Raw genomic sequence first — 15,914 nt, 5'->3', positions numbered from 1 at the left:
TCCCAATCAGATTACACTGATCTGCAATATTAGGGGGTTCTGAAGACCCTGGAATTAAATTTGAATCTTTAAAATGAATCCATTAATTCTTTGGATGTAAATATTCATTTATTATATTTGAAATTTGTTGAAAATCAGCTTCTTTTAGGTTAAAAGTTGTTGAATCATCAGTACTTTCAAAGTTTAAGTCCTCAGCATGAGATTTTTTAATGTTACTTTGAATCTGCATAAGTTTAAGGTAATCATTTCTTACCACGAAGGTTGAAACTTGACACATACCCTCAGGATCGTAGTTATATTTTTCAATGAGAACCTTTGCAATATCCCTTAAATCTTTTTCAGAGGGAGATTTGCACCGGGATTCCTCATTATCAGAGTTATCTTTTAGAGTCATGGATAATAATAAGTCCCCATTATCCATATAAATGTGTCGATAAGAACAAATAAACGTTTATTCTAAGATTAAAAAGTGTAGGAATCTTCTTAAGATTTAAATGGAGAATGGAGATGTTTGGAGATACAATTGATATCTGGCTGTCATAATTGGACTATAAACTCAGATCCTTTTGGTAGATGTCCTTATGGGTAGATGTAATATTTTGTTTTGATATCCCCAATTCATAAAAATCCTCTCCCTCCCAAGGAGGCGGTATTTTGGGAGAGGGCGGTTATGGTCCATGTAAATCTACACGACTATCATAAATTCCTCCCGATGATATATAAAATTTTTTTCCAAATTCCCTCCATTTTTTAACCTAATCTCAAAATAAGAATAATTAAAACATTTCTCACGAGCAATGATATGGTAAGAGAAGTTGAAACTATCTACTCTACTGATATCATTTAACAACCATTTTAAAATGAGTACAGAAACATAATTTTTACAGAGTAATAACAATTAAATGAAATAAAAAAACAATTCTCCGTGGCGTGACCAGCAGCCAAATAGAGATCCTGATTTACACCAATAGATTGTACATTATACTTCAAATCCAAATTTAATCAACAATTAGGTAATAGCAGTAATATGCTTTGATTAAAATTGAATCTTAATTTTTTTTATGAGAAATATCTTATAGAACGTTGACTCAAATTATTCCTTAAGAGAAGTAAGAAAAAGTTTTATCAGCGGATTTAAAAACTTCATTCAATGTAAGTTATAATCGTCTTATAAATCAATTAGTATTCCTAGAATTAATTATGTAGTCCTAAAACTAATTAAGTAGTCCTACTTCCTTTAAGTAGAACATGTTTTAAGACTGTATGAAATTGAAGAACTTAAAAACAGATTCACAAAAAATGGAGATGAAAAGATATGTTTAAGGTAACCCTTGAGAGAAACAAATGCACATCCTGTGGAACCTGTGAAGACACCTGTCCAGAATACTTTGAATTGGCTGAAGATGCCTTTGCACACATCAAAGGTTCCAAGAAGGCAGAGGTTGAGGAGCTGGAGCTCGAAGAGGAAGACTGCTTTATGGATGCTGCAGAGAACTGTCCTGCAATGTGCATCCACATCTACAAAGATGGGAATGAAGTACTCTAAATATTTTAAACCTGATCCATTTTTATTGAAGGAGAGATGAAAGTGTTTGAGGAAGAGTTGAACACCTACAAATTGTTCATAAGCCACACCTCCAAGGAAGATGAGGAGTACACAAAATTCATCGATAAACTCAATGATTCCTACGATTTTCAGTGGGAAAATCATTCAGTTTTGGGTGAAACTTCAAAAGAAGATATCAAGAAGCAAATTGAGCCTGTTGATGTGGTTGTGATCCTGTCCGGCCTCTACTCAATGAACAGAGATACTATCCAGGTTCAAATAGACGTTGCAAGGGAACTTGAAAAACCCATGGTTGTTATCAGGCCATGGGGTATGGAGAACGTGCCGGGGAACCTTGAATCAATTGCTTCAGGGGTTGTTGGTTGGAACACACATTGTGTTGTGGACAACATACGTAAAAGTGGACCCTACGATGATTATGATGAATACGATGACTGAATATCCCTGTTTTTTTAGAGTAAAGGATAAATCAGGAAAATAGGAGGTTTAAAGGAGCATGAGCTGTTACATACGGCACATGAAGGAATTTCTGGGAGAAATTGGGATAAATCCAGGTTCAAAGGAAGAGAGAAAGGAAGTTGACCTTGCAGTTCGCAGGGCCATTGGCAGAGATGCTTCAGAAAGGTGCAACGAAGTCTGGAAGGAAGTTAAAACATGGCTTCATGATGAGGATAAAAACCGTGAACTTGCCCTTAAACTTGAAAAAGAGTTTGTTTAAACCTTTTGAAGAGCTTTGAATTCGATCTGGGTGAAAACTTTAGGTTAATCATTCCATGGAAAATCATTTATAATACACAGATGCATAGATCGTGAGTAACCATGAAAGATGAAGACATAACTATAAAAGCCTTAAAAGAGGTTTTAAACGAAAGTAACTACGTTCCAGATGATAGTATTGTCACAACTATTTTTCTAGCCTTGAAACTGAAAAAACCAGTATTAGTTGAGGGACCACCGGGTGTGGGTAAGACAGAGCTTTCCAAGGCAGTTGCAAGGGCCTTTGGAAGGGATTTTTTCAGGGTGCAATGCTATGAGGGCATAACCTTCGAACAGATCGTTGGGGAGTGGAACTACCAGAAACAGCTTTTACACCTTGAAATGTCCAAGTTAACAAAAACTGAAGGACTTGATACTGAAGACGATGTTTTCAGTGGTGATTTTTTTATTAAAAGACCACTTCTATGTGCTTTTATGAATGATAAACCTTCTGTTATACTCATAGATGAGATCGATAAAGCAGATGAAGAGGTTGAAAGTTTCCTTTTACAAGCACTGGGAGAAGGGCAGATAACAGTCAACGACCTTGGAACCTTCAACCTGCAAAACGATCTAATGGTCATAATGACATCCAACGCCCGGAGAATGCTCCTTGATGAAACCAAGGATCGATGTCTGTTCTTATACATAGATTACCCGTCCTTCGAGCGAGAGTTATCAATTGTGAACTCAAGGGTGCCTGACGCATCAACAGAACTTGTTAAAAAAGTTGTGGAAAGGATCCAGAGCATAAGAAAGCTAAATCTGGCTAAAAAACCATCTATAAGGGCTACCGTGGACTGGGTGAAAACCATACTCGCACTGGGGAGCCCTGAAGGAAATGATGAAACACTCAAAAGAACCGTTGGCGTTGTCTTAAAAAGTGAAGATGATAAAAAAAAGGTTTTGAAGGAGATATTCCACTCAAGAGAATGAATAAACCTATAAATTATATTATCTTTATTTTTATTTAAACATTCTACTCATAAATGATTGGAACATGTTTTATATGGACAAAATAGTCAAACTTTCAGGACTTTTAAGGGAAAAAGGCATTCCTGCAAGTGTAAGAAGTACACAAACAGCAACTGAAGCCTACAAAATTCTAAAAAAAGATTCTAAGGAAAATGAGAATGTACTGCGGGACGCACTTGCAGCCATCTACCTAAAGGACAAAAGACAGTTTCCAACCTTTAAAGAAACCTTTGATTCTATTTTCAGCCCTGAAGAATCAGACACAGCTAAAGAAACTGAAGAAAAAATCACGGACTCCTCCAAAAAGCGTTCCAATTCAAAAATGTTCCTGAAGGTTTATAACTACTCCTTCAAGGTGCTGGAACCTGAGAAGGGTAAGCCTGAAAAATCTGATGTGGATGGTATTGATTACATGCCACCCCTGGATGAAAATCTCCAGAATCCTTTTGATGAATCTGAACTTCTTCAAAGGGACATAACCCAACTGAATTCATTCGAACCAGAACTCCTGGATCTCTGTCAAAAGCTTGGAAGAAAGATAGCCAACAGAAGAGCTCGCAGACTCAACGAATCCCGTAACATGAGACCAGACATCCGCAGAACAATGCGTAAAAACCTCAAGTACGGTGGAACACTTATAGATCTTGTCAGGAGCAAGCCCAAGATCAAGAAGAGCGAACACATCTTCCTGAACGATATCAGTGGTTCCTGCGACTGGATAAGCAGTTGGTTCTTCTGTATGGTTTACACAGCTCAAACATCATTCCACCGTGCTAAAACCTTTGATTTCGACAATAAAACCATTGAAACAACTTCAGCCCTTGAAGAGCCCAAGTTACTTGATGCCTTCGTTAAAGTCAGGGACCTGAGACAGAAAAGCAGCATGATACACGGCACCTCAAACATGTACACTGCATTTAAAAGCTTCCAGAGTCAGGTTAATATAAACAACAAATCCTACGTCCTGATTTTAAGTGACTGCCGTGACTGGGCCGGACCAAAATCTGGTAAAAAACCCTTGAGTGCAGAAGTCCTTGAAGAAATAGCTCGAAGGGCAAAGAGAGTTGTTGTACTTAACCCAGAACCCAGAAATAAGTGGAACGTTGTTGACAGCTGTGTTTCCTACTACGAAGATGCTGGAGCAGATTTCTTCGAAGTTAGGAACCTTGTTCAGCTTGCAGATCTCGTTACGAAACTATGAAAAAGTGTCATCCAAGGTTAATTTATACAAAAACTCAGAAGAACTATTAAAATTGGATTTTAAACTGTTTAAAATCATTATTAGTTCAAAAAACTGATTTTTAGTGGGCATGGTAAAAAGTAATAATCATGAGGGCCATAAATAAAACTAAGTATTGAAGAGAATATTGGGGAGTGCCATCCATGTCACTACTTGATCAATTCTGGAACCCTTCGTTGTTGAATCTCAATACATTCATGATTTTTTCAGTTTTTAATATGAATTCAATGGGATATTGGCTCCAGAACCAGTGGTTAGACATCCTATTTGCATTATTACTTGCTTTAATACTGGGTTTAGCCGTTGAAAAAATATACAAACATTTTTCACCTGAACCCAAGATCTTGAAGAACACTTTAACACGTTTCACCATCCCCACACGGAACCATGGAGAAATAATCCTCCCAAACTCTGAAAAAATTCCAATAAGGAATGATGAAACAGTACTTGGAAGAGAAGATTTTTTAGGAGCTACATCTCCAGATGATTTGTTGTTCGTTGGTAAAGAACACTTAAAAATCATCAGAAAATTTGATAACTTTTTTATAGAAGATATGAAAACAAAAAATGGTACCAAAATAAATGGGAAAGCTCTTAAAATTCATGAAAGGCTCAAATTAAAGGATGGGGACAGAATAGTTGTTGCGAACATTCTGAATCTTAAGTACCATGAAAAAAAAATTGATCACATGAATTGAAAGGTTATTCACCTATGTATCTGACCATCTTCAAGAGATCCCGAGCATTTTTTATTTTTTCTGTAAGATCCAGTTCAACATAGGCCTTTTTACCCCTGCTGTAACTTGAGGAAACTATTAACTGTTTTTTACCAATCAACTTAATGCCATCAACAGGTGTGTGGCCCACTATCATGGCATTACAATTTACAACCTTCAAGAAACAGTCTAAATCCTTTTTGGAGTAGTCCCCATAACGGTTCCACAGTATCTGGAATAGATTGGTGTTTCCAAGGTAGCCACCCTCTGCAATGTTCACAAGGTCTTTAACACTTTTAACATCCTTAGGTGGTCCAGCATGACTTATGAACACTTTGTTTCTGGTTTTAACCGCTACTGGAAGTTTTTCCAGAAACTCTGCGTATTCATCCAGTTTTTTCCTCCACCCAGCTTTAAATTTTTCCTTGAGGAGAACTTCAAAGCTCAGGGTTTGGTTAACTCCTCCCTTGTAAATTGAAACATCTGAAATTGTTGCCCATTCATGGTTTCCAAGTAGTAAATGAAATCTTCTGAAGGTTTCACAGTGGGACTTCACATAATCCAGAAGTTCCAGGGATCTGTCGTCCTCAACACCCATGGCATGTATGAGGTCACCTGTTATTATGAAGTAATCATTATCATCCTTAAAATCTTTCCATATCTGAATAAATCTGATAAAATCATCTAAGTTACCATGTAAATCTGTTACAATAAGTGCACGACCTTTTTTAGGTAGTTCTATAAGTTTTCCATTGTACAGACCCATAATATTTATTTGTGTTTTATTAGTATTAGTATTTGTAGGAAGATATTGGAAAGTTGATCCATTCAGGGGGATCACAACATTGAAGTTTGGAGTTGAATTGAAGGATTTCATGGAAAGCTTCTTCAAAAATGGTATGAAACCTCTTTACTAAAGGTTTACATAGTTTGTATTAAATATAATGAAGATTAAGGAATTTTATAGAAGTAGGGATTTTGTGGATACCATGGATCATAATGATAAGCTTGACAGAAACTCAAAAACGATTGCTAGACTCACAATTTTGACCCTTGCCCTTCCAATGTTCATATGGTCCTTCAGTGCAGGTATTGTGACCATATCCCTCCCAACAATCTCCCAGTACCTTGACGTGGGCACAGGACTGGTTTCATGGGTTGTTGTAGCCCATCTCATCATTTTAATAAGTTTTTTATTGATATTTGGAAGACTTGGGGATTACGTAGGTTATAAAACTGTTTTTCTCTGTGGAATTATATTATTCACAGTTGGATCCTACTTCTGTGGAATATCCCTTGACATCTTCCAACTCATAGCTTCAAGGGTACTTCAGGGTGTTGGTTCGGCAATGATGCTCTCAATGACACCAGCCCTTGTATCGACCAATTTTAAGCACCATAAAAGGGGCTGGGCCTTTGGATACATCTCACTTGCAACAACCCTTGCACTCGCACTTGGATACGGTGCTGGAGGTATCATAATATCCCACCTAGGGTGGCACTGGATCTTCTTCAGCACCGTGCCCATGGGAATCTTTGCAGCTTACATGGTCCAAACTGTGCTTCCCCCGGGTGAAATAGTAAAAAATAGGCCTAAATTTGATTTAACAGGTTCAATTCTAATTTTTATTACAATTGTGAACTTCACATTAGCACTTGAACTCGGAAAAACGTTAGGATGGACATCTCTCATTATTATGGGAATGATTGCACTGTCAGTTGTACTTGCAGTGACGTTCTTTGTATGGGAATCAAGACAGACGTGTCCACTCTTCGATGTTTCACTCTTAAAAAATTTGAAGCTGACATTTTCAATAGCTGCAGCTTTTCTAATAAGCACAGTCCTTACTGGAACGATTTTTCTCATCCCATTCTTCCTGGAACTTGTTATGGGTTACAGTACAGATTTTACAGGCCTCCTAATACTTGCACCAACCCTTCTCATCTTATTTGCAAGTCCCATCTCAGGGCGTATCTCTGATATGTTTAGTTCAAGAATTCCCACCATCATTGCAGGCATGAGCATGATAGTGGCACTGGTACTGTTTACACTCTTCAATCCAACCGTTGGGATCTTGTTTATATTCATTGCCCTTGCTGTGAGATCCCTTTCAGAGGGGATATTTTCACCTGCAAACACCAAACAGGTGATGAGTCACAGCGATACGGGAAAAATGGGATCTGTTTCAAGTTTACTGAACACTGGCAAATATTTAGGTCTTGTGATGGGGGTTGTGTTGTTTGAAACAGTTTTTGAAGCAACCATAAAAACAAGTTCCTCAAATATTGAGGGCATAACATCAACTGGAGCATTCCAGATGAGTGCACCGGTAAATACACTTCTAGCAGGTTTTCACAGTGCCTTTATCATGGGGGTTGGGATGAGTATCATGATACTGATCTTCATCCTGCTCTCCAGTGAAAAGACCCATAACCCATGAAACAATGAAAAATCATGATGGAAGGTAATCCAGATCGAAGATATCGTTCTGGGTGATGGTGACATTTTTATCAATGTATCCAATTTTTTTTTGAATATCAACGATTTTTAAAGTGTTTGTCTTAAATTCATCCGTGGGAACTGCCACAAATTCAACATGAATCAATGCATCTTCCTCAATTTTAAGGGTTACCCCTAATTTTTCTGAAAGAATTTCTGCTGTTTCCCCCTTGTGGGTGTTAACGTAATCCGTTGATTCAACATGTACCTTCAAAAATTTCCTTAAAAGTTCTGGTTTTTTGTTTATGAAATCATCACTTGTAACAACAACACAACATGGATAATGGGACCATATATCCCCAGAATACATTACCACATCTCCACCACCTGAAAGATGTGAAATGGAAATGTAGGGTTCCCATCCTATGAATCCATCAATTTCACCAGTTTTAAGTGCTTCTGGCATGATAGGAACTTCCATTTCCTGAATCTTAACGTCAGTTATGTTCAGATTGTCCTTCCAGAACAGGTAATTTATGAGAACATCCTGTATTGAACCACTTTTGGGTATCGCTATTTTTTTGCCTTCAAGATCTGCCACTGAGGTTACATTAAGATCTTTGGAAACCACAATACCACTTCCTTCCTGGTTTACAGCCGCAACAACTTTTATATGTTTTCCCTGGCTTATGGCAGTTGTAACAGGTGTAACTCCACAGTATCCCACATCGATCTTTCCACTGTTCAATGCATTTACCTGGATGAACCGTCCCTGAATGGAACCAGTTGTACGTGCAGTCCTTCCTTCTCAAACATGCCCCTTGCATCTGCAACAAAGAGCGCAGAATCATGGTTCGTTGGAAGGTAACCTACAGTAACAGTTTCCTGTGAAACTGTGTAATAGTTGTAGGTGCATAGAATCAGGCATAAAACTAATATCATTGAAATGATGAGGGTGTATTTTTTCATTAAAAACCATTTCCTTTAATTAGATTTAATGAACTCATTTGATTTAGTATTTTACAAGGTTCATTCAATTCATCACTTTTGTTGTTCGTTTAGAGGAAGATAAAATATTTTATTTAAACTGAAATACATTTATGAATGGAATGAATGGAACATGTTATGTTATTGTTTAACTGGAGCTGAAAAAGTCCAGTGTCAAATTTTTACCTCCACCAAGTTCCATTGGAGGATGTAACTCCTTGAATTCAAGTTGGTATTCTTTTAATAATTCCATTGCATCATCTGTTACCGATGGTGCAACCAGTACCCCCCTGACGAATTCCTTGTGATCCGTGAAACAGTCAAGGTATTTTTTCAGCTGTTTCACTGCGTTAACACCTGCACGTCGGCTTTTAAGTTCAAGAACCATTAATGCACCATTTTTATCCTTTCCAAGTATGTCTATGAAACCGTTTTCTGTCTGATACTCCCTGCTTGTTGGTCTGAAACCCTCTTCAATGAGTTCTGGGCTTTCAAAAACCATTTCCCTCATGTTCTCCTCATAGCCTGCAATTTCAAGTTCCTTGGAATCTTCTCCAATGAAGTAGGATGCCATGTAGGTGCAGTGGATCTCCACTTCCAGACTTTCAGGAGGGTTTCTTCTTGAACCTGTGATCTGAAGGATGCCGTTTTCTAGACTGGCCTTGCAGTTGGATTTGGGGGGCTGCCAGTTTACAGGTTCCAGGTTTCTGTCCTGATGGACCATGAAGGATCCGTCTGGTTTGATTATGATGAACCTGTCACCGGATCCCAGACGGCTCTTGGCCCTGCCCTGATATAAAACCTTGCAACAAGCCATCAGAACTACAAAAGCTCGTTTTGATATTCCCTCATTTATGATCTCATATGTGCGGTGTATATCTGGATTTTTCTCTGATAAAAATTTCATGGAATCATTTTTAACAGAACTAATGGAAATACCTCACCCATAATATGATTTAAGTGATTTTTAATAATTAATTGGTGATCAAAGCTTTGAAGTCCAGGGAATCAAATTATATAACCCCCCAAATATAGATAATAACAATGTTTAAGATTGTTCAAAACCAAGTAAAGCCCTTAAGAGATTCAGGTGTTAGATTTGGATATGAAATCCCACATACGGACCCTACTAATATACATACTGCTTTTAATTACTTTGTTGATACTGATAAGCAGTTTAATCTACAACTTATCCCAAAACCCCCTTAAAAGCTTTTTTTATGCAGTTGTAACTGCATTTATAATAAGTTTTATTTTAATATACATTCAAAGGATGTTAAAATCAAAAACAAAAATGGAAGAAAACACCATACTAATAAAACCCCATCTTCCAATTGCAAAACTTATTTTACCCAATGAAAATGTGGTGGCAATAAAAGGCTATGTACATGTACTTGGAAGGGAAGATTTTCTGGGTTTTGTTCCACCTGAAAAACTTCTATTTATAGGTAAAAGCCAGTTCAAGCTCTCAAAATTTGATGATGGAGTTTATATTGAGGATAAGGAAAGTAAAAATGGAACAAAAGTAAACGGACGTGAAATAAGGGGCATGGGAAAAATAAAACTGGAAAATGGGGATGAAATATGTATTGCAGGGTTTTTGAAACTCCAGTACTTAATAGAAAAGTTATGAAGTTAATTCATTTCATTTTAAAGTACATCCCCCAAAGCAACACTTGTTTTGAATCTTTTTTTTAATAGAGAATTTTAATAGAGAAAAATTATAAGGATCCTGACAATTTATCCATAAGAATTGAAATACAATAGAATATTACTGAAAGATAAGTACTGAAAGTGAAGGATTTGATGAAATGTTTCCCACATGGATCATGTCAGGAATTTGGGGTTTGTTTGCAGGCTCAGCTTTGATCATTGGTGCTGTTGCAGGGTACTTCTTTAAAATTCCACAACGTATCATAGCAGCCATAATGGCCTTTGGTGCAGGCGTTCTAATGTCTGCAGTTTCATTCGAACTTCTCAATGAAGCTTACACCGTTGGAGGAGTTTACAACGTTATCCTGGGATTTCTGCTTGGAGCAAGCATATTCACGGCTGCAAACGTTTACCTCGCACGAAGTGGTGCCAAGCATCGTAAACGTTCAGGCAAAAAAATGTTATCTGGAAACGGTTCTGAAAGCAGCGGCCCTGCAATTGCAGTAGGTTCAATAATCGATGGAATACCTGAATCCATTGCAATAGGGCTCACCATGATCGAGGGAGGTGTTGTGAGCACTGCAACGGTTGTTGCAATTTTCCTCTCCAACATACCAGAGGGCCTTTCAAGTTCTGCAGGACTCAAAACAATTGGATGGAATGCAACACGGGTATTTCTCCTCTGGATTGGAGTGACCATATGTACAGGTTTTTCATCCCTTGCAGGTTACACAATATTCGGACAGTTCGATCCTGCAATTATATCCATTGTTTTATCACTTTCAGCAGGTGGTATCCTTGCAATGCTCGTTGACACCATGATACCCGAAGCCTTTTCAGAAACACACAACCTTGCAGGCATGATAACAGTAATGGGTTTCATAATTTCATTCATTCTATCTAAGTTAGGTTGAAACTTATTCTAAAGGATAATACTACTTTAAGGAAGTGGTTGTTACTTCAATGAACTTGGTAACTTCATTCAAATTATTTACATGAATTCACATACTATAAACATGGGATGTCGTTACTGTAAAATTTTGGAAAAAGAGAACTTTGGGGATCTCCTTTTAGAAACCCGTCACTGGATAGTTTTTCTAGCACCCAACCAGAGCCTCGTTGGAACCTGTGTCGTTGCATTGAATAGACATCTGGAGGGTCTATCAGGTCTTGAAATGGAAGAATGGGAGGATTTTGCACCTCTGGTAAAAAGGATGGAACATGCCTTGAAGTGTGCCTTCCACGCCACCATGTTCAACTGGGGCTGTTTGATGAACGCATCTTATCTGAAGGATCCCCCTGAACCACACCTTCACTGGCATTTAATACCCCGCTACAACCATGAAGTTAAGGTAAATGGTGTAATATTTGAGGATGTGTACTTCGGCCATATGAAACCCCAACCCCCTAAGAACATATCCCTCAAAACCAGGAAAATGATTTCAGAGAAAATAAAGGAAAACCTTTGAGTTGAATGGGGATCATATCAAAAAAATGGATTCATTTTTTAATGAATTTGTCCATAAAGGCTTTGATAAAAAAATAAGGATTAAAATTGATTAAAGAAAGGATCTAGAGTTAATTTAAAGAATTAATTTAAAAATTTATTAGAATTTTTATTAAAATTTATTAGAAATTAACGATGATTTAAAGGAGAGCTGGAATTCCCATGTTAGAACCCTCACTTGAATACCTGAAAAACTTTGAATTTGAATCTGGAGATGTTTTAGAAGAATTGAAGATGGAGTATGCAACATTTGGAACTGCCAAAAGGGATGATAATGGCAACGTAACAAATGGAGTGCTCTTCATTCATGGATCCTCTGGTGACTACGGATCCGTGAAACGTTTCAAACCTATCATGGGGCCCGGGAAGGCCATTGACACTGACAGGTACTTCATAATCTGCACAAGTTCCCTGGGATCTGGAGGATCGTCCAAACCATCAAATTCCGGTTTTGGTCCTGATTTTCCAAAATACACAGTGAAAGACATGGCACACGCCCAGTACCGCCTTTTAAATGAAAAGTTAAACATCAAACATCTTAAGGGTGTTGTTGGCACATCCATGGGAGGTTTTCTGAGTCTGGAATGGGCTATTAGGCATCCAGATTTTATGGATTTTATCATCCCCATTGTAACAGGCCCATCTGTTAGGGGTAGGAACCTTGCAATGTCCGTACTCTGCAACTCAATGATAGAGAACCATCCAGATTATCAACACGGCAGGTACAGCCACAACCCTAAAGATGTCCTTGAAAATGTTAGCAAGCTGGAGTTTTTATTTGTCTTTGCAGATTCGTACTACCACAAGGAGTTCAGTGATGATGAGGAACTGCTCCTTGCTTTTAATGAGCAGGGTGTTGAAGGTGGAAAAGTGGATGCCAACGATGTTGTGTGGAGAAACCATGCTGCAATATCCTACAACCTGGAACCAGAGTTATCCAAGATCAGGGCAAAAACCCTGATCATTGGCATTAAAGGGGATAACTTCTTCCCACCAGAACTGGATGCCATTCCACTTTCAAAAGCTATAGCTGATTCTGAACTGTTTTTGTATAGATCTAGGCTGGGACATCTTGGTATCAATGAAGTTGAAAAAATGGAAACCCCAATTGAAAGATTTTTATCCCAGTTTTAGAACCAGTGAAGATAAAAGTAATGCATATACAAGTAATGCATAATTCATGTTTATGAAAATTACATAAAAATCATTTGAGGAATACGTGATCAATCATCAGGCAGTTTTCCATGTTCCTCATAGTACCTGAATGCTTCAAAGAAATCTGGAGCATCAGGATAAATATTTGTGAATTCAGCAAATTTTTTGAGTTTGTTTATAGTTGCAGAATCCAGAACATGTTCCATTGAGCAGGCCTCTTCATTTGCAGTTTTAAGATCCACACCCAGGATGTTTAAAAAGTTTTTAAGGATGTCGTGTTTGTGCATGACGTTCTCTGCTATTTCCAGACCCTTTTTGGTGAGGTTTATATCTCCATAACGTTCATATGAGACAAGTTCACTTTCTGAAAGTTTTTTTATTGCTTCAACAACACTTGGAGGTTTAACGCTAAGATTTGATGCAATATCTTTAACTTTTATGGTTCCAGTGTTCTTTTGAAGGTTGTACATGACCTCCAGATAATCTTCTATGCTCTTGGTAAGTTTCAGGGAACTGCTCATTTAAATCAACCTCAGTTCATTCATTACCCTTTTATTAGATTTAATTCTTTTCCCTTATTCTTGAGAATCATCATCTGCATTAGTATCATTGTCCTTTTCAGATTCTTTAGTAACCCATTTCACCTGAACAGAGCTCTGATTGCACATCCCACATCCATCACAGTCATGCGTGAATGTTTTTTTAAATCTTTTTTTTAATGAATCAATGATTTTCATTTTATCACCATACCTTATCAACCATATAATATTGATTTTTTAGCCCAATATAAGGTGTAGTACTGTTCCAACAACCAGTGCCATTCCCAGCATGAGTGCCAGAGTTTTCAGGGTGTCCTTGATTCCAAGTTCCTTCAGGAGGATAACAAGGGTTGCGATACATGGAAAGCTCACTGCAAGAACTGTTGATGCAACAACCAGCTGGTTGATTCCAAGGTTGAGGGGTGCTAGCATTGCAGTTGCAAGGTCCTTTCGGAGTAATCCCATTACAAGGGCTCCTATTGCATCACTTGGAAGTCCGAAGAGGTTTGAGAGTATTGGTGAGAGTGCTGCAACGATAACGTTCATTATGCCAAATATGTAGAGGAGGTTGATTGCAAGAACTCCAAGGAACACGAATGGCACGGCTTCAATAACAAAGCTCTTAACCCGGAACCACGTCTTCTTCAGGAGGGTGTTCAGGTGTGGGATCCTGTAGGGTGGTATTTCAAGGAAGACCTCTGGACTTTCACCCTTGATGAGTTTGTTCAAGAGCATTCCAACAAAGACGTATATGAGGAACAGGGTTCCGTAAACTATTGCAATATACTGCAGACCGTATGGACCTAAAAGACCAATTATAACTGCAGTTTGTGCCATGCATGGTACTGAAATTGCTATGAGTGTTGCTGCTATGAATTTTTCACGTTTACCTTCGAGTATCCTTGTTGACATGACAGCTGGGAAGTTACAGCCAAATCCGAGTATTATTGGTATTATTGAGTAGCCATGAAGCCCTATTTTATGCATCAAACTGTCTATGAGCACTGCAAGTCTTGGTAGGTATCCAAAATCCTCAAGGACTCCAAGCATGAAATAGAAGAACAGTATGTATGGAAGTACCACTGCAAATTCCACGTATACACCAGTTGTTAAGATTCCGAAGGATGTTGCATCTTGGTATCCTGTTCCCACAAGGATTGATTGGATTATGCTGTTTGGGAACCATGAGGAGATGAGATTGGTTATGAAAGGTCCGTAGTAGTTGTAGTAGAATGGATCCATGATGTGCTCGATCATGAGGTTGCTCAGTCCCACAACAACCTCCAGAGTTATGTATAGCACCAATGCTGCAATGATAAATCCAAAAACTGGATGTACCGATGCATCTTCCAGCCTTTCAAGTACGGTTGGATGTCTGTGCTCTATTCTTTGAACATCCTTCAGGAGGTTACCTATGAATGCCCATCTCTCATCACCCTTCATGGACTTGATCTTGGAGCTGTAATTTTCCATACTTCCTGAAAATTCATTTAATTTGGCGACTGTTTCATTTATTCCCTCACCTGTTACTGCTGTTGCAGGTATAACTGGTACTCCCAGTGATTTGGAGAGTTTTTCAAGATTTATATGAACTCCTTTCCTCTTTGCTGCATCCCACATGTTGAGAACCAGCACAGTTGGGATTCCAGACTCAAGGATCTGCAGTGTCAAAAACAGGTTTCTCTCAAGGTTGGTTGAATCAAGAACGTTAACAACGAGATCAGGTTTTTCATCAAAGAACATGTCCCTTGCAACTTCTTCAGCCTGACACGATGGTGTGAGTGAGTAGGTACCTGGGACATCTATCATGTCTGCCTCTTCCTTACCCACATTTATTTTTCCCTTGGTGTAGCCAACCGTTGTTCCAGGGTAGTTGGATGAAACAACATGAACCCCTGTGAGTCTTGAAAATACAACACTTTTACCCACGTTGGGGTTACCCATTAAGAGTATCTTCATGGATGGCCTCCACCATTATCTTTGAAGCCATGCCCTGGCCTATGGCTATTTTACATCCGCCCACCTCAATTACAACAGGCCCATGGAAGGGTGCGGAGGATACCTTACGAATTGATTTACCTTCCCTTAAATTTAAGGATTCGAGACGTTTTTTAAAATTAATTCCGCCTTTTATTTCTTCTATAACTGCATTTTCGCCTACTGAGAGTTTTGTAAGTGAGATCATTAACATTCCTTCTTTACGTAATATTATGATAAATTTTGATTCCTATAATTTTTAGAAGTGTTAGGTAAACCTAACCCCATTAGGTAAACCTAACATTTTTATAGTATATAAATCTTTGCGTTTAGGTAGAAGATCTGATGAAGAAGTGAAGTGAAATGAGGTGTAAATCTTTATAAAATTCGTATGAGTAAGAT

Annotated in this window: 20 protein-coding genes; 11 read left to right on the top strand and 9 right to left on the bottom strand. The window is 38.1% G+C overall.

What is annotated here, in order from left to right; translation table 11 throughout:
* Positions 1-82: 82 nt before the first annotated feature.
* The gene (locus MCBB_RS03935; protein ID WP_171899083.1) at positions 83-421 is read right to left on the bottom strand and encodes a hypothetical protein; all 339 of its coding nucleotides are present in this window, start codon (positions 419-421) and stop codon (positions 83-85) included.
* An 894-nt stretch (positions 422-1,315) separates the two neighbouring features.
* Here MCBB_RS03935 and MCBB_RS03930 point away from each other — a divergent pair.
* The 6 genes from MCBB_RS03930 (at position 1,316) to MCBB_RS03905 (ending at position 5,236) form a co-directional block, all read left to right on the top strand.
* Entirely contained in the window at positions 1,316-1,546 is a 231-nt protein-coding gene (locus tag MCBB_RS03930; protein WP_071906542.1) for a ferredoxin, read from the top strand.
* A gap of 36 nt (positions 1,547-1,582) precedes the next feature.
* Positions 1,583-2,005 (top strand): TIR domain-containing protein, encoded by a 423-nt coding sequence (locus MCBB_RS03925; RefSeq protein ID WP_394327148.1) that lies wholly within the window; start codon positions 1,583-1,585, stop codon positions 2,003-2,005.
* 58 nt (positions 2,006-2,063) lie between these two features.
* The gene (locus MCBB_RS03920) at positions 2,064-2,285 is read left to right on the top strand and encodes a hypothetical protein (protein ID WP_071906541.1); all 222 of its coding nucleotides are present in this window, start codon (positions 2,064-2,066) and stop codon (positions 2,283-2,285) included.
* Positions 2,286-2,386: 101 nt separating this feature from the next.
* Complete coding sequence (locus MCBB_RS03915) at positions 2,387-3,259, top strand: AAA family ATPase (protein WP_071906540.1); 873 nt, start codon at positions 2,387-2,389, stop codon at positions 3,257-3,259.
* A gap of 73 nt (positions 3,260-3,332) precedes the next feature.
* Entirely contained in the window at positions 3,333-4,499 is a 1,167-nt protein-coding gene (locus MCBB_RS03910) for a vWA domain-containing protein (RefSeq protein WP_071907978.1), read from the top strand.
* Positions 4,500-4,681: 182 nt separating this feature from the next.
* Entirely contained in the window at positions 4,682-5,236 is a 555-nt protein-coding gene (locus tag MCBB_RS03905; protein WP_071906539.1) for an FHA domain-containing protein, read from the top strand.
* A 4-nt stretch (positions 5,237-5,240) separates the two neighbouring features.
* On the opposite strand, the gene MCBB_RS03900 is transcribed toward MCBB_RS03905, so the two are convergent.
* Positions 5,241-6,020 carry a metallophosphoesterase gene (locus MCBB_RS03900; protein ID WP_071907977.1) on the bottom strand — a complete coding sequence of 260 codons (780 nt, stop codon included), beginning with the start codon at positions 6,018-6,020 and terminating at the stop codon, positions 5,241-5,243.
* A gap of 223 nt (positions 6,021-6,243) precedes the next feature.
* Here MCBB_RS03900 and MCBB_RS03895 point away from each other — a divergent pair, with 223 nt between their 5' ends.
* On the top strand, positions 6,244-7,695 hold the full coding sequence (locus tag MCBB_RS03895; protein WP_071906538.1) for an MFS transporter: 1,452 nt from the start codon (positions 6,244-6,246) through the stop codon (positions 7,693-7,695).
* A gap of 12 nt (positions 7,696-7,707) precedes the next feature.
* On the opposite strand, the gene MCBB_RS03890 is transcribed toward MCBB_RS03895, so the two are convergent.
* The 3 genes from MCBB_RS03890 to nucS all read right to left on the bottom strand — a co-directional run bounded on the left by MCBB_RS03890 (position 7,708) and on the right by nucS (position 9,588).
* Positions 7,708-8,442 (bottom strand): ABC transporter substrate-binding protein, encoded by a 735-nt coding sequence (locus MCBB_RS03890; protein ID WP_171899082.1) that lies wholly within the window; start codon positions 8,440-8,442, stop codon positions 7,708-7,710.
* Positions 8,443-8,447: 5 nt separating this feature from the next.
* Positions 8,448-8,663 carry a hypothetical protein gene (locus MCBB_RS11855; protein WP_084789753.1) on the bottom strand — a complete coding sequence of 72 codons (216 nt, stop codon included), beginning with the start codon at positions 8,661-8,663 and terminating at the stop codon, positions 8,448-8,450.
* Between the two features lie 166 nt (positions 8,664-8,829).
* Complete coding sequence (gene nucS, locus MCBB_RS03885; protein ID WP_071906537.1) at positions 8,830-9,588, bottom strand: endonuclease NucS; 759 nt, start codon at positions 9,586-9,588, stop codon at positions 8,830-8,832.
* Between the two features lie 198 nt (positions 9,589-9,786).
* Between nucS and MCBB_RS03880 the strand changes: the two genes are divergently transcribed.
* The 4 genes from MCBB_RS03880 (at position 9,787) to MCBB_RS03865 (ending at position 12,975) form a co-directional block, all read left to right on the top strand.
* Positions 9,787-10,314 (top strand): FHA domain-containing protein, encoded by a 528-nt coding sequence (locus MCBB_RS03880; protein WP_231916429.1) that lies wholly within the window; start codon positions 9,787-9,789, stop codon positions 10,312-10,314.
* 196 nt (positions 10,315-10,510) lie between these two features.
* A complete protein-coding gene (locus MCBB_RS03875; RefSeq protein ID WP_231916399.1) occupies positions 10,511-11,248 on the top strand; it encodes a ZIP family metal transporter in 738 nt (245 codons plus the stop codon).
* 81 nt (positions 11,249-11,329) lie between these two features.
* The gene (locus MCBB_RS03870) at positions 11,330-11,803 is read left to right on the top strand and encodes an HIT family protein (protein WP_231916398.1); all 474 of its coding nucleotides are present in this window, start codon (positions 11,330-11,332) and stop codon (positions 11,801-11,803) included.
* A 200-nt stretch (positions 11,804-12,003) separates the two neighbouring features.
* Entirely contained in the window at positions 12,004-12,975 is a 972-nt protein-coding gene (locus MCBB_RS03865) for an alpha/beta fold hydrolase (RefSeq protein ID WP_071906534.1), read from the top strand.
* A gap of 89 nt (positions 12,976-13,064) precedes the next feature.
* On the opposite strand, the gene MCBB_RS03860 is transcribed toward MCBB_RS03865, so the two are convergent.
* From MCBB_RS03860 to MCBB_RS03850, 4 genes are read right to left on the bottom strand one after another with little or no spacing between them, the layout of a single operon-like run.
* Positions 13,065-13,517 carry a metal-dependent transcriptional regulator gene (locus tag MCBB_RS03860; protein WP_071906533.1) on the bottom strand — a complete coding sequence of 151 codons (453 nt, stop codon included), beginning with the start codon at positions 13,515-13,517 and terminating at the stop codon, positions 13,065-13,067.
* Positions 13,518-13,571: 54 nt separating this feature from the next.
* Positions 13,572-13,733, bottom strand: a complete 162-nt coding sequence (locus tag MCBB_RS12060; RefSeq protein WP_171899081.1) for a hypothetical protein — start codon at positions 13,731-13,733, stop codon at positions 13,572-13,574.
* Between the two features lie 39 nt (positions 13,734-13,772).
* A complete protein-coding gene (locus MCBB_RS03855) occupies positions 13,773-15,494 on the bottom strand; it encodes a ferrous iron transporter B (RefSeq protein WP_071906532.1) in 1,722 nt (573 codons plus the stop codon).
* Complete coding sequence (locus MCBB_RS03850) at positions 15,472-15,720, bottom strand: FeoA family protein (RefSeq protein ID WP_084789752.1); 249 nt, start codon at positions 15,718-15,720, stop codon at positions 15,472-15,474. Before MCBB_RS03850 ends, MCBB_RS03855 begins: the two co-directional genes overlap by 23 nt.
* Positions 15,721-15,914: the final 194 nt, after the last annotated feature.

Origin of the sequence: Methanobacterium congolense, from assembly GCF_900095295.1 — an archaeon.
Classification (GTDB): domain Archaea; phylum Methanobacteriota; class Methanobacteria; order Methanobacteriales; family Methanobacteriaceae; genus Methanobacterium_C; species Methanobacterium_C congolense.
Note: the sequence above shows the minus strand (reverse complement) of the source record. Positions and strands in the feature narration are given on the sequence as shown.